Annotated in this window: 12 protein-coding genes; 10 read left to right on the top strand and 2 right to left on the bottom strand. The window is 59.9% G+C overall.

Features of this window, described 5'->3' with window-relative positions; genetic code table 11:
• Window positions 1–454 precede the first annotated feature (454 nt).
• The 10 genes from ACMGF7_RS19990 to pqqF all read left to right on the top strand — a co-directional run bounded on the left by ACMGF7_RS19990 (window position 455) and on the right by pqqF (window position 11,224).
• Entirely contained in the window at window positions 455–1,837 is a 1,383-nt protein-coding gene (locus tag ACMGF7_RS19990; RefSeq protein WP_164094959.1) for a diaminobutyrate--2-oxoglutarate transaminase, read from the top strand.
• Window positions 1,838–1,855: 18 nt separating this feature from the next.
• Window positions 1,856–3,325, top strand: a complete 1,470-nt coding sequence (locus tag ACMGF7_RS19995; RefSeq protein WP_031299643.1) for a pyridoxal phosphate-dependent decarboxylase family protein — start codon at window positions 1,856–1,858, stop codon at window positions 3,323–3,325.
• Window positions 3,326–3,462: 137 nt separating this feature from the next.
• A complete protein-coding gene (locus ACMGF7_RS20000; protein WP_197799557.1) occupies window positions 3,463–4,386 on the top strand; it encodes a LysR family transcriptional regulator in 924 nt (307 codons plus the stop codon).
• Window positions 4,387–4,522: 136 nt separating this feature from the next.
• Window positions 4,523–5,572, top strand: coding sequence for a dipeptidase (locus ACMGF7_RS20005; protein ID WP_049241016.1), 1,050 nt, complete (start codon window positions 4,523–4,525; stop codon window positions 5,570–5,572).
• A 117-nt stretch (window positions 5,573–5,689) separates the two neighbouring features.
• The gene (gene pqqA, locus ACMGF7_RS20010) at window positions 5,690–5,767 is read left to right on the top strand and encodes a pyrroloquinoline quinone precursor peptide PqqA (RefSeq protein ID WP_004937827.1); all 78 of its coding nucleotides are present in this window, start codon (window positions 5,690–5,692) and stop codon (window positions 5,765–5,767) included.
• A 58-nt stretch (window positions 5,768–5,825) separates the two neighbouring features.
• The gene (pqqB, locus tag ACMGF7_RS20015; protein WP_197763562.1) at window positions 5,826–6,737 is read left to right on the top strand and encodes a pyrroloquinoline quinone biosynthesis protein PqqB; all 912 of its coding nucleotides are present in this window, start codon (window positions 5,826–5,828) and stop codon (window positions 6,735–6,737) included.
• 9 nt (window positions 6,738–6,746) lie between these two features.
• Window positions 6,747–7,502, top strand: a complete 756-nt coding sequence (gene pqqC, locus ACMGF7_RS20020) for a pyrroloquinoline-quinone synthase PqqC (RefSeq protein ID WP_015376769.1) — start codon at window positions 6,747–6,749, stop codon at window positions 7,500–7,502.
• The gene (gene pqqD, locus ACMGF7_RS20025) at window positions 7,502–7,780 is read left to right on the top strand and encodes a pyrroloquinoline quinone biosynthesis peptide chaperone PqqD (RefSeq protein WP_019455334.1); all 279 of its coding nucleotides are present in this window, start codon (window positions 7,502–7,504) and stop codon (window positions 7,778–7,780) included. Before pqqC ends, pqqD begins: the two co-directional genes overlap by 1 nt.
• Window positions 7,773–8,909, top strand: a complete 1,137-nt coding sequence (gene pqqE, locus ACMGF7_RS20030) for a pyrroloquinoline quinone biosynthesis protein PqqE (RefSeq protein ID WP_197842818.1) — start codon at window positions 7,773–7,775, stop codon at window positions 8,907–8,909. The genes pqqD and pqqE overlap by 8 nt, the downstream gene beginning before the upstream one ends.
• A gap of 2 nt (window positions 8,910–8,911) precedes the next feature.
• The gene (gene pqqF / locus ACMGF7_RS20035) at window positions 8,912–11,224 is read left to right on the top strand and encodes a pyrroloquinoline quinone biosynthesis protein PqqF (protein WP_420286600.1); all 2,313 of its coding nucleotides are present in this window, start codon (window positions 8,912–8,914) and stop codon (window positions 11,222–11,224) included.
• Window positions 11,225–11,381: 157 nt separating this feature from the next.
• Here pqqF and ACMGF7_RS20040 read toward each other — a convergent pair whose 3' ends face one another.
• Window positions 11,382–11,696, bottom strand: coding sequence for an AprI/Inh family metalloprotease inhibitor (locus ACMGF7_RS20040; RefSeq protein ID WP_004928502.1), 315 nt, complete (start codon window positions 11,694–11,696; stop codon window positions 11,382–11,384).
• A 98-nt stretch (window positions 11,697–11,794) separates the two neighbouring features.
• On the bottom strand, window positions 11,795–13,234 hold the full coding sequence (locus tag ACMGF7_RS20045) for a serralysin family metalloprotease (RefSeq protein ID WP_044031244.1): 1,440 nt from the start codon (window positions 13,232–13,234) through the stop codon (window positions 11,795–11,797).
• Window positions 13,235–13,575: the final 341 nt, after the last annotated feature.

Consider the following 13,575-nt stretch of genomic DNA (forward strand, 5'->3'; position numbering starts at 1 on the left):
TGATCGCGCTACGTAAAATCTGCAAGAAATCACCACTCTGGGTACTGCGCTTTTAACGCTCGATTGCTTATATTCATCACAAATTTTGTGTATATAACCGCTATAGGACTTAAGGTGGTGAATAGATGAAAATAAGCCGCTATTTTCTATTTATGTTATTAATCGGAAATTCACCTTAATAATAAATGCATTAAAGAAGCAGCCAAAGGAAAGCAGAAAAGGATTTTTACGCAATGTTAAAGAAATGTTGTTTTCTGCCGGCAAAACCAACGGTCAACAAATCAACAACATATTGATGAGCCTAAGAAAAAACTAAACAATTCAAAACAAAATCGGCTATTGAGTCCCAGGCGAAAAAGCCATATATTGGTCGCGCTTTTCACAAGGCAGTTACTTTTCTAATTCATTAATTCAATCGTTGCGTCTTGAGACCTTCGGTTGTAGGAGAGATATGATGACGGATAAAGTCCGTATTGATACTTTAGTTGCAAACTCATTAAACGGAAACAATGAAACCTATTTGGCGCGTCAAGCCGAATTTGAGTCGAATGTTAGGAGTTATCCGCGCAAATTGCCGTTGGCAATTGCGAAAGCCCAGGGCGTTTGGATCACTGATGTTGAGAATAATCAATATCTTGATTGCCTGGCCGGGGCGGGAACGTTGGCTCTTGGACATAATCACCCCGACGTCCTGCAAAGCATCCAAAATGTCATTACCAGCGGCTTGCCGTTACATACTCTCGATCTCACGACCCCGTTGAAAGATCGTTTCTCCGATTACCTGCTCTCTCTGTTGCCTGGCGAAGGCAAAGAGTATTGCCTGCAGTTCTGCGGCCCGTCCGGCGCCGATGCGGTGGAAGCCGCGCTGAAGCTGGCGAAAAAGCACACCGGCCGTTCCGGTGTGATCAGCTTCTCCGGCGGCTACCACGGCATGACCCACGGCGCGCTGTCGGTCACCGGCAACCTGTCGCCGAAGGCGGCGATCAACGGCATGATGCCGGAAGTGCAGTTCATGCCTTATCCGCATGAATACCGCTGCCCGCTGGGCATCGGCGGTGAAGCCGGCGTCAAGGCGCTGACCTACTACTTCGACAACCTGATCAACGACGTGGAAAGCGGCGTGCGTAAACCGGCTGCGGTGATCCTGGAAGCCGTTCAGGGCGAAGGCGGGGTTAACCCGGCGCCGGCCGAGTGGCTGCAGCGCATCCGCAAAGTGACCCAGGAACACGGCATTCTGCTGATCATCGACGAAGTTCAGGCCGGTTTCGCCCGTACGGGCAAGCTGTTCGCCTTCGAACACGCGGGCATCGAGCCGGACATCATCGTGATGTCGAAAGCGGTCGGCGGCGGCTTGCCGCTCGCGGTGCTGGGCATCAAAAAAGAGTTCGACGCCTGGGAACCGGGCCACCACACCGGCACCTTCCGCGGCAACCAGCTGGCGATGGCCACCGGCCTGACCACCCTGCAGTACCTGAAAGAGCATAAGGTCGCCGACAAAGTGGCCGCTCAGGGTGAGTGGCTGAAAGGCAAGCTGGCCGAGCTGCAGAAACGTTATCCGGTGATCGGTCACGTCCGCGGTCTGGGCCTGATGATCGGCATCGAGATCGTCAAGCCGAACGAAGCGCAGGATCACATGGGCTGCTACCCGGCCGATGGCGAACTGTCCGCGCTGCTGCAGAAGAAATGCTTCGAATCCGGTCTGATCCTGGAGCGCGGCGGCCGCAACGGCTGCGTGCTGCGTCTGCTGCCTTCGCTGCTGATCACCAACGATGAGCTGGGTATTTTCCTGGATAAATTTGAGCAGGCGCTGTTGGCCGCCGGCATCAAGCCAGTCTAAGTGGAGCGAATAACCGCGATGTCCAAGTTAAACCCGATTCTGGCTTCCTCGGCGCACAGCGCCGAGGCTTACCGCCAGGCGATCGCGCAGAGCAGTGAAGCCGTCGTGCAGTGGCTGCAACAGCCCGAGATGTATCAGGGCAAAAGCGTTGCCGAACTGCGCGAGCGCATCCAGCTCGACTTCACTCCGCAAGGCCTGGGCAACCAGGCGGCGATCGAGCGCGCCATCGAGTACTTTTTGAAAGACAGCCTGTCGGTGCACCACCCGCAGTGCGTGGCGCACCTGCACTGCCCGAGCCTGGTGATTAGCCAGGCCGCCGAAGTGCTGATCAACGCCACCAACCAAAGCATGGACTCCTGGGATCAGAGCCCGTCGGCCACGCTGATCGAAATGAAATTGATCGAGTGGCTGCGCGCCCAGGTCGGTTACCAGCCCGGCGACGCCGGGGTGTTCACCAGCGGCGGCACCCAGAGCAACCTGATGGGGCTGATGCTGGCGCGCGATGCGTTCTTCGCGCGTCAGGGCCACTCCGTGCAGCAGGACGGTCTGGTGGGCGATCTGCGCAAGCTGAAAGTGTTCTGTTCTGAAAACGCCCACTTCTCGGTGCAGAAGAACATGGCGCTGATGGGCCTCGGCTACCAGTCCGTCACCCTGGTGAAAACCGATCGCTTCGCCCGCATGGACGTGAACGATCTGGCGGACAAACTGGCGCAGGCGAAGGCCAACGGCGAGCAGGTGATGGCGATCGTCGCCACCGCCGGCACCACCGACGCCGGCGCGATCGACCCGCTGCGCGATATCGCGCGGCTGGCGGCGGAGCAGAAAATTTGGGTGCACGTGGATGCGGCCTGGGGCGGCGCGCTGCTGCTCTCCGAGCAGTACCGCGACTACCTGGACGGCCTGGAGTTGGTGGACTCCATCACCCTGGACTTCCACAAGCAGTTCTTCCAGACCATCAGCTGCGGCGCCTTCCTGCTGAAAGACGCGCGCCATTATGAGCTGATGCGCTATCAGGCGGCCTACCTGAACTCCGAGTTCGACGAGGCGCAAGGCGTGCCGAACCTGGTCTCCAAATCGCTGCAGACCACCCGCCGCTTCGATGCGTTGAAGCTGTGGATGGGGCTGGAAGCGCTGGGGCAGAAGCAATACGCCGAGATCATCGATCACGGCGTCACGCTGGCGCAACAGGTGGCGCGTTACATCGCCGACCAGGAATCGCTGGAACTGGTGATGCAGCCGCAGCTGGCCAGCGTGCTGTTCCGTTACCGTCCGGCGCAGCTGGCGGCGAAAGGCGACGCAGCGGTCGCCCTGTTCAACCAGCGCATCGGCGACGCCTTGCTGGAATCAGGCCGCGCCAACGTCGGCGTGACCGAGTTCGATGGCGTGACCTGCCTGAAAATGACGCTGCTGAACCCGATCGTGACGCTGGAAGACATCAAGCTGTTGCTGGCGCTGGTCGAGAAAACCGCGCAGCAGCTGCCGGCGTAACGTCGTCCCCCTGCCTGTAAAGCCGATAACGTTTGTTATCGGCTTTTTTATTGCTCATCAATCGCAGGAGACGCAGCGCTTACGCTGATATACTGCAGCAAACGCCTTCCCTATTTCCAGCGCCACAGGATAAACGCATGACCGACCCGGATTTCAACCTGCTGATCGCGCTCGACGCGCTGCTGACGGCGGGCAGCGTTGCCGGCGCGGCGCGCCGTCTCGGTTTAAGCCCCTCGGCGATGAGCCGTACCCTCAGCCGACTGCGCGCGGCCACCGGCGATCCGCTGTTGGTGCGCGCCGGCCGTCATATGGTGCTGACGCCCTATGCCGAAACGCTGTGCGAGCGGGCACGGCACGCGACGTTCGAAGCGCGCGCTGTGTTGCGCCCGGCGCAGGGAGCATTGGATCCCGCCGCGCTGGATCGTACCTTCACGCTGCGCGCCAACGACGGCTTCGTCGAGGCCTTCGGCCCGGCGCTGATCGCCGCCGCTGCCGAACAGGCGCCGCGGGCACGGTTGCGCTTTGCGCCCAAGCCGGAGAAAAGCGACCGCCCCCTGCGTGAAGGGCTGGTCGATCTGGAGATCGGCGTGCTGGGTGACATGGGCCCGGAAATCCGCCTGCAGGCGCTGTTCCGCGATCGCTTCGTCGGCGTGATGAGAACCGCACATCCGCTGGCGCAGCAGCGCGAGATCGGCGCCGTCGACTACGCCGCCTGCGGCCACGTGGTGGCCTCGCGCAGCGGGCGCATCCTCGGGCCGGTAGACGCCGCGCTGGCGGAGCTGGGGCTGGCACGCCATATCGCCGCCGTGGTGCCGAGCTTTCCGGCCGCGCTGGCGGTGGCGCAGGCCTCGAACCTGTTGGCGTTGCTGCCCGCCTCTTTCCTCCAGGCTCAACCTGCCGATGGCCCGCTGCGCGTCTTCGAGCTGCCGGTAAGAACGCCGCCCATCACCGTCTCGCAGATGTGGCATCCGCGTCTGGACGCCGAGACGGATCACCGCTGGCTGCGGCAGCTACTGCTGACGGTCTGCCGCCAACGCGTGCAGGAACCGCTTTGCGAATAGTGACAATGTCACTAAGTTTTGCCCTGCTGATGTCGAGTGATCCAGTCGACGGCAAAACCCCCATAGCCTGAGGGTTGTTCCCCCTCGCGCGATGGGAGAACATAGCATTCACGATGCCTGACTCAGTGAAATGCCCATGACGCTTCCCCCTCTCTGGCCGGTGTTCGACGGCCATAACGATCTGCTGCTCAACCTGTGGCTACAGCATGACGACGATCCGGTCGCCGCCTTTTATTCCCGCGTCACGCCGGGCCACCTCGATTTCTCCCGCATGCAGCGCGGCGGATTCTGCGGCGGGCTGTTCGCGGTATTTATTCCCCCGGTCAGCTATATCGCCCAGATGCGTAATCAAACGCCGGAGGAGGCGCAGGCCGCCTTCGATCCGCTGGCGATCGCCGAACGGCAGATCGCTATCCTTTATCAGCTGGAACAGGCTTCCCAGGGGCGGCTGCACATCTGCCGCACCGCCGCCGAGATAGAACAGTGCCGCCTCAACCGGCAAATGGCCGCGGTGCTGCATATCGAAGGCGCCGGCATGATCGATGCGGAGCTGACGCAGTTGGAGGCCTTCTACCGGCTGGGCGTGCGCAGCATCGGGCCATTCTGGAATCTGCCGAACGCCTTCGGCACCGGCGTCAGCGGGCCGTTCCCCGGCTCCCCCGATACCGGCCCCGGCCTGACGCCGGCCGGCGAGGCGCTGCTCCGCGCCTGCAACCAGCGCCGCATCATGATCGACGTCTCGCACATGAACGAGAAAACCTTCTGGCAAACCGCCGCGCTGAGCCGCGCACCGCTGGTCGCCACCCACTCCAACGTCCATGCCCTCTGCCCGCAGCCGCGCAACCTGACCGACGCACAGCTGGAGGCCATCGCCCAGAGCGGCGGGATAGTCGGCGTCAATTTCGGCACCGCCTTCCTGCGCGCTGACGGTAAACGTGACAGTGCAACGACCGACCTAACAGAAATTGTTAAACACGTTGAGTATTTGATCGCTAAACTTGGTGAAGATCACGTGGGATTTGGCTCTGATTTTGACGGGGTCAACGTACCGCAACCGTTGGAGGACGCCGCCGGCCTGCCGCGCCTGACGCAAGCGCTGGCGCAGGCCGGGTTCGATAACCGGCTGCTGGAGAAGCTGACCTGGCGCAACTGGCTGAACGTGCTCGCCGCCACCTGGGGTGAATAACCCGGTTACGCTTTAAAGGTTGCGATCTTCGTCACATTTCGCCAACATTGGGCCGGCCTAATGCGAAAATTTCTCATTGGGCTCGAACTATCACGATGCATGTAAAGGAGCACCGCTATGACTACCTGGACTAAACCTGAGTTTGTTGACCTGCGTCTGGGGCTGGAAGTGACGCTGTACATTTCCAACCGTTAATCGCCCGTCTGCCCGCCTTTCGCGCGGGCATTTCTTTCCTTCTTTTTCTGGTTCAGACATGCAGATAAAAGTTCTCGGCTCGGCAGCGGGCGGCGGCTTTCCCCAGTGGAATTGCAACTGCGACAACTGCCGGGGCGTTCGCAGCCACAGCATCAGCGCCACGCGCCGCACGCAGTCTTCCATCGCCGTCAGCGATGACGGTAAAAACTGGGTACTGTGCAACGTTTCACCGGACATTTGCCATCAGCTGCTGGCCTCGCCCGAATTGAACAATCCCGACGTGCTGCGCGGCACCGGTATCGGCGCGATCGTGCTGACCGACAGCCAGATCGATCACAGCGCGGGCTTGCTCAATTTGCGTGAGGGGTGCCCGCACCACGTCTGGTGCACACCTGAAGTGCATGACGATCTCAGCACCGGCTTCCCGCTGTTTCCCATGCTCTCCCACTGGAACGGCGGGTTGATTCACCACCCGGTAACGCCCGGTGAACCTTTTCACACGGCGGTCTGCCCGAACGTACGCTTTACCGCCATTCCATTGCTCAGCAACGCGCCGCCCTATTCGCCGTACCGCGATCGCCCGCTGCCGGGCCACAATGTGGCGCTGTTCATCGAAGATATCGCGCGCGGTGTCGGCCTGCTGTATGCGCCGGGCCTCGGTGAACCGGACGAAGCGCTGATGCCCTGGCTGCGCCGCGCCGACTGCCTGCTGATCGACGGCACGCTGTGGCGCGACAATGAGCTGGCCAACGCCGGCGTGGGGCGCAACACCGGCAAGGATATGGGGCACCTGGCGCTAGCGGAAGAGCACGGGCTGGCGGCCCTGCTCAGCGCCTTGCCCGCCAAACGCAAGATCCTGATCCACATTAACAATACCAACCCGATCCTCAATGAAGACTCGGCAGAGCGGCAGAGCCTGACCGCCGCCGGCATCGAAGTGAGCTGGGACGGCATGAACATCGAACTGTAGGGAATCGCCATGACGCAACCACGCCCCCTGACGCCGCAGGCATTTGAAGCGGCGCTGCGCGCCAAAGGCGCTTATTATCATATCCACCACCCGTATCACATCGCAATGCACAACGGCGAAGCGACGCGTGAGCAGATCCAGGGCTGGGTGGCCAACCGCTTCTACTACCAGACCAGCATTCCGATCAAGGATGCGGCGATCATGGCCAACTGTCCGCAGCCGGACACCCGCCGTAAATGGGTGCAGCGCATCCTGGATCACGACGGCTACGGCGGCAGCGAAGGCGGCATCGAAGCCTGGCTGCGTCTGGGCGAGGCCGTCGGGTTGCAGCGCGACGCCCTGCTTTCTGAACAGCTGGTGCTGCCGGGCGTGCGCTTTGCGGTGGATGCCTACGTCAATTTTGCGCGCCGCGCCTGCTGGCAAGAAGCGGCCTGCAGCTCGCTGACCGAACTGTTCGCACCGCAGATCCACCAGTCGCGCCTCGACAGCTGGCCGCAGCACTACCCGTGGATCGACGCCGCCGGCTACGACTATTTCCGCAGCCGCCTCGGCCAGGCCAACCGCGATGTGGAACACGGTCTGGCGCTGGCGCTGGACTATTGCGACACCGTCGAAAAGCAGCAGCGCATGTTGGAAATCCTGCAGTTCAAGCTGGATATTTTGTGGAGCATGCTGGACGCCATGAGCATGGCCTATACCCTGAACCGCCCGCCTTACCACAGCGTGACCGCCGCGCGGGTATGGCACAACCAGAGGCTGGTGTAATGACGCCGAATCCTGAACACACCCCGGTCTTCCGCCGCGGCTACCGCCTGCAATGGGAGCAGGTGCAAAACAGCCACGTGATCCTCTATCCGGAGGGCATGGCCAAACTGAACGACAGCGCCGCCGCCATTTTACAGCTGGTCGACGGCCACACCACGCTGAACGGCATCATCGCGCAGCTGAACGCCCGCTTCCCCGGCGCCGAGGGGTTGGCGGATGACGTGCTGGAGTTTTTCCAGCGCGCCTACGAACAAAAATGGGTGACCTTCCGTGACTGAGCCACGCGCGCCGACGGTCAATCCGCCGCTCTGGCTGCTGGCGGAGCTCACCTATCGCTGCCCGCTGCAGTGTCCCTACTGCTCCAACCCGCTCGATTTTGCCGCACAGGAAAAAGAGCTGACGACCGAACAATGGATCTCGGTATTTCGCCAGGCGCGGGCGATGGGCAGCGTACAACTCGGTTTCTCCGGCGGCGAGCCGCTGGTGCGTAAAGACCTGCCTGAACTGATCGCCGCCGCGCGCGATCTCGGCTTCTACACCAACCTGATCACCTCCGGCATCGGCCTGACCGAGAAGAAACTGCAAACCTTCGCCGACGCCGGTCTGGACCATATCCAGATCAGTTTTCAGGCCAGCGACGAAACGCTGAACGCCGCGCTGGCGGGCTCGGCCAAGGCGTTCCAGCAAAAGCTGGCAATGGCCAGGGCGGTCAAGGCGCTCGGCTACCCGATGGTGCTCAACTTCGTGTTGCATCGCCATAACATCGGCCAGATCGATCGCATTATCGAACTGGCGATCCAGCTGGATGCCGACGATGTCGAGCTGGCGACCTGCCAGTTCTACGGCTGGGCGCACCTGAACCGCGAAGGGCTGCTGCCGACCCGCGAACAGATCGCCGAGGCAGAAGCGGTGGTGAAACGCTATCGCGAGCGCATGGCCGCCGACGGCAAGCTGGCCAACCTGCTGTTCGTCACGCCGGATTACTACGAGGAGCGGCCTAAAGGCTGCATGGGCGGTTGGGGGGCCATCTTCATGAGCGTGACGCCGGAAGGCATGGCGTTACCCTGCCACAGCGCCCGTCAGTTACCGATTACGTTTCCGTCGGTGCTGGAGCACGATCTGCAGCATATCTGGTACCACTCCTTCGGCTTTAACCGCTATCGCGGCTATGACTGGATGCCGGAGCCCTGCCGGTCCTGTTCGGAGAAAGAGCAAGACTACGGCGGCTGCCGCTGCCAGGCGTTCATGCTGACCGGCAACGCCGACAACGCCGACCCGGTGTGCGGCAAATCGCCGCACCACGGCACCATTCTGGCGGCGCGTGAAGCGGCGAATCGCTCGCAGATCGGTATCGATCAGCTGCGTTTTCGCAATCAGACCAACTCCCGACTGATCTTCAAGGGCTGACGATGACACTCGCCGCTTCGTGGCAGCTCGATAACGGTTTGGCCGTCAGGGCGATAAGCACCCCTGGCGCCGAGGCCGCCGCCGCGCTGGTGCGCATCGAGGCGGGCAGCTTTCAGGCGCCTGCCGCCTGGCCGGGCCTGGCGCATCTGCTGGAGCATATGCTGTTTCGCGGCAGCGCGAACTTCAGCGCGCAAGATGGGCTGATGGGCTGGACGCAGGCGGCCGGCGGCCGGCTAAACGCCACCACCCAGGCCACGCAAACCGCGTTTTTCTTTGAAGTGGGCGCTGACCCTCTGGCGGAGGGGGTGGCTCGGCTGAGCGATATGCTCGCCGCCCCGCAGCTGGCGGCTGAGGCCATCGCCCAGGAGATCGAGGTTATCGACGCCGAATACCGCCTGTTGCGCGCCGACGGTGAAACCCGCTGCGAAGCGGCGCAGCGGCAGATGTTCAGCGGATTTGACGCGCTGCATCGCTTTCATATCGGCAGCCGCGCCGCTTTCGGCAGCGATATTTCCGCATTGCAGCAGGCGTTGCGGCAGTTTCACCACCACTATTACCGCACACCGAACATGACGCTGTGGCTGCAAGGCCCGCAATCGCTCGAGCAGCTGCATGCGCTGGCGCAGCGCTACGGTGGCGGCTTGCCGTCGGGCAGCGCCACGCCGCCCGAGACATTGCCGCCGCTGGCCGCCGGACAAGATTACACGCTGTCTCTTCCCGGCGCGCCTCAGCTGCGGCTGGTGTTTGCTCTGCCGCACTGCCGTTCACGCGGCTGGCTGCGACGGCTTGAGCGTTTATTGCTGGACGATGCCCCTGGCGGGCTGCTGGCACGGCTGCGCGCGCACGCGTGGGGCGACGCCGTTCGTCTGGATTATGCCCGCTGCGGCGAAAACAGCGCCCTGCTGAGTTTTATTTTCACCGTCAATCACGGCTCGGCGTCTGAGGCCGCCCATATCGAAAGCGCCTTGCTGGCATGGCTGCAGGCGCTGAACGCGCTGACACCGGGCCAGCTCGAGCATTTCGGGCAACTGGCGAACCGCGATTTTCACCGTTTGGCGCCGCTCGCTCAGCTGCGGGCCCGGGCATTGGGGCTGCCGCCGACGGAACAGCATGACGACTGGACACGGCAACTCGCTATGCTGATGGCAGCGCCGCGCCGCCGCCTGGCCGTGCTGCCCGAGGGGGGCGGTGAAACGCGCGAAATCCAAGGGCTGCCGCTGACCCTTGGCCCCTTCGTCGGCGCCGCGCTGACGCCTACAGTGGAGCCTTTCCGCTTTTTCTCCGTTTCGGCGGCGCTGCCGATACCGCCCTTGCCGGCCGGCCAGGCGCCGCTGCAGCATCTACGTTCCGGCGAGGCGCAGCCGGTGCTGTTGCTGCGCCCATCGTCGCATGGCGCACTCAGCGAAGAACAGGCCTGTGGTTTGCAGGCGGCATTGCGCCCCGGAGCGGCCGAGTTAGCGCATCGGGAGGGACATTTAAGCGTCGAACGCCACCAGGGTGTGTGGCTGCTGCAGCTGGCGGGCAGCCACGGGCTGATCTGCCACGGCCTGAACGTCGTGAACCGGGCCCTGGCGGTGCCGTCGCCGGCCGTCATCAACGAGGCGGCGAGAAACCTGCGCCACGCGCAGTTAAAACAACAAAACGATATCGCCATTCGCCGCCTGTTAGCCCAATTGCCGGCGGCGTTGAACGTCTCTACGGCAACGGCGCCACACTGGCATGCCACCCTGGTCGGCGGCGATGGCGAGTTAAAACGGCGGCTGTCACATTTGCTGTATGACTTCCCCTACGCCATAACGGCTGAGCCGCAAACGCCGCCGCGTTTACATCCTCCTGTCACGCTGACGGAAAGCGGCGCCGAACACGCTTTGCTGCAGTTTTACCCGCTGCAAAGCGATGAAGCCGAAGGCCGCTGGGCGCTGCGCGTGCTGGCCCGGCTTTACGCGCCGCGCTATTTTCAGCGGCTGCGCGTGGAACGCAACGTGGGCTACGTGGTGCAATGCACCTTCCACCGCTGCACCCATGTCGAAGGCCTGCTGTTCGCGCTGCAATCCCCGACGTTCACCGCGGAACAGCTGCGGCAGTTAACCGACGAATTCTTGCAGCAGATGCATCATGAGCTGACGCACGTTAGCGTTGGTGAGCTGGAGCAAACGCAACAGGCGCTGCAACAAAACTTGCAACGCCTCAGCGCCGAGCCGTTGCAACGCGCGCGGGAGATTGCGTTGGAAAATCGCGCGACCATTGCTGCCGCTGCGCCAATCACGCTGACACAACTGTTGCACTGGCAGCAGCGGCTGTTCGTTGCCGGCTGATATTGCGCCGGTGTCCACCCGACGCAATATAAACGCAGCAAGACAACGAATAACCAAGGGAACGATATCTCAGAAAATCGTGAGCGGAGCGACGTGAAACCTGATGACCGCGTTCAGAAGCGCCGGCCGAGGCCGAGGGATAAGAAGGCGTTGTTGGCTAGTTATTTCTCTTCAAGATTTTTCCTGTCTCAGCCCAGATTTGACTACGGTAATGATCGTCTTCCTGAGAGAAGAAAAGTACGGTTAGCCCATCCTTGTCCAACAGCGCAATGCCATCGGGGGCGGGACGCCATGCGGCAGGCTCTTGCGGCAATACGTCGGGCGTGCAATCAGACAAGAATTTCAGGCTATAGCCGCCAGCCGAATCCACACTCTCCGTGTTGAGCTGCACAACACAAGATTTTGATTTATCACTGACCGTCCACTGCCCGGATAGCGTTTCGGCGGAAGGTAAAACCAGGCTGCTTGCCATAGAGACTCCTGAAAACAAGAATATTATTCCGACAAGAATAAATTTATACATAGGTGGCCCATGTGAAACGGTGGGCATCATCGCCCACCGTTGCCATTTTAAACGATAAAATCAACAGCGACGTCAGCCTGTCCAACGATGTGCACCAGGAAGTCTGGATTTGCACCGCCCTGGATGTTGAAGGCCAATTCACTCAGATTGTTCTGGATATCATAGGACAATAGCGCCTCACCGGCCTGCCCGCTGAAATGATCGACGAACTGAATGAAATCACTGCCTTTATCGCCTTGGTTGAAGAAGGACAGATCGATCTTGTCCTTGCCTGACTCAAAGTCCCAAATTGTATCAGGTGCCTGAACAGGCGAGTCATTAAGATCAGAGAAGACAAAAATGTCATTACCGTCTCCTCCCCATAATTGATCCTGACCAGCCCCGCCGTAAATAACATCATTGCCGGCGCCGCCTTTGAGCGTATTGTCTGCGTGATTCCCAACGATGATGTCATTACCTGAGCCCCCTATCGCGTTTTCGATGGTGACACCGGCAGCGATGGAAACATTCCCTTTTAATCCCCCGACGTCGGAGAAAGCGCCTTCGTTCAAGTTGATACGTTGATTTTGGCTATACCCCGAGAAATCAAGGGTATCATTACCACCTGCATCCCAGACAGACATCACCAGCTTGTCGTGGCTGCCCTTGAGTGTATAGAAGTCTCGGCCTGTATTTGAATTAAACCCGTAAACGGTGTCGCCGGTTCGGGTGGTCATGTTGGCACCGTAAAGATGTTGGATGGCCGCGATATCATCAACCAGCGGTGCAGCGGCATAGTAGTGGCCATGATCCGCATCGGTAATGGATTCATTCCAGTAACTCATTACGCTAAACTGCCGGGTATCTTCGGCGTAAACTGCCTTGGTATAATTTGGGCTTCCTTGCCCCGCATTATACGTTCCCGGATGATCTAACCCGAGAGTATGGCCAACTTCGTGGGTAATGGTTAAACGGCCGTAATTACCCAGCTCAGGGTGCAAGTTTTCAGAATGGTTCTTAATATTATACCAACTTTGCCCATCAGAATTGTATCCTCTGTAGTCATTGCCATTATATGAGAATGGTTTCAAGGCATACGCTTGCCCTTTCCCCTCATAATTCCCAAAAGTAATATTGGAAGGTTGATCCGATGCCACTTCGACAAACTTTAGGTTGGCAACATCGGCCCAGGATTGCAAAGATAACTTCGCCTGTTCTTGTTGATGTTGCGTGAACGCACTTAGCCCCGTATCGCGTTCTGAGGAGCGGTGGCCCAGGTTCAGTTCGTTATATTCCCAATCCGGGAAGGAATAGGTCACCGTCGCATCTTTGCCCGTGACGTGAACGCCATTCCAGGTTTTATCGCTGCGCGCTATCTGCAACCCCGCATCATTTATGTCATAGGACGGTTTATTATTGATCGTTAAACCATTCCCGCGCTCATGGTAGTGAATAAGATCGTTAACACTGTCCCAACCTGTTTTGTTTCCATTCATGGTATTACCCATAGCTTTCTCCACAAAGAAGCTAGTATTAATATGACATCCGAAATGTCTCTTGGGGTTAATCAAAGTCCTGAGAATAGCGGTAACCCGATACGCCCCATTCTTTTTGCCAATTCCTTTACACCCAGAGAGTAAATTTAATTTTAACCGCCCGAGGCCTCCTTACCCATGATTGAGAACGTATGCAACTCCGTGAGATCGCGATATATCCGCGAAAAATGCGTGGAAATAATAGACCGCCTTGATCCGGCCATGGCTTAATACTGAGATCTGCTGGTTGAGGCTAAGTGAAGATGCCGCCCAAGAGGCCTGATGACAACTGCCGTTCGATACATTGTCTCGTT

Origin of the sequence: Serratia sp. BNK-17 (assembly GCF_048684935.1) — a bacterium.
Classification (GTDB): Bacteria; Pseudomonadota; Gammaproteobacteria; order Enterobacterales; family Enterobacteriaceae; genus Serratia; species Serratia nematodiphila.

Coding starts and splice junctions, on each gene's coding strand:
- ACMGF7_RS20040 (WP_004928502.1), bottom strand. CDS start 11,696: ATGGCAAGCAGCCTGGTTTTACCTTCCGCCGAAACGCTATCCGGGCAG.
- pqqD (WP_019455334.1), top strand. CDS start 7,502: ATGACGCCGAATCCTGAACACACCCCGGTCTTCCGCCGCGGCTACCGC.
- pqqA (WP_004937827.1), top strand. CDS start 5,690: ATGACTACCTGGACTAAACCTGAGTTTGTTGACCTGCGTCTGGGGCTG.
- pqqF (WP_420286600.1), top strand. CDS start 8,912: ATGACACTCGCCGCTTCGTGGCAGCTCGATAACGGTTTGGCCGTCAGG.
- ACMGF7_RS20005 (WP_049241016.1), top strand. CDS start 4,523: ATGACGCTTCCCCCTCTCTGGCCGGTGTTCGACGGCCATAACGATCTG.
- ACMGF7_RS20045 (WP_044031244.1), bottom strand. CDS start 13,234: ATGGGTAATACCATGAATGGAAACAAAACAGGTTGGGACAGTGTTAAC.
- ACMGF7_RS19995 (WP_031299643.1), top strand. CDS start 1,856: ATGTCCAAGTTAAACCCGATTCTGGCTTCCTCGGCGCACAGCGCCGAG.
- pqqC (WP_015376769.1), top strand. CDS start 6,747: ATGACGCAACCACGCCCCCTGACGCCGCAGGCATTTGAAGCGGCGCTG.
- ACMGF7_RS20000 (WP_197799557.1), top strand. CDS start 3,463: ATGACCGACCCGGATTTCAACCTGCTGATCGCGCTCGACGCGCTGCTG.
- ACMGF7_RS19990 (WP_164094959.1), top strand. CDS start 455: ATGACGGATAAAGTCCGTATTGATACTTTAGTTGCAAACTCATTAAAC.
- pqqB (WP_197763562.1), top strand. CDS start 5,826: ATGCAGATAAAAGTTCTCGGCTCGGCAGCGGGCGGCGGCTTTCCCCAG.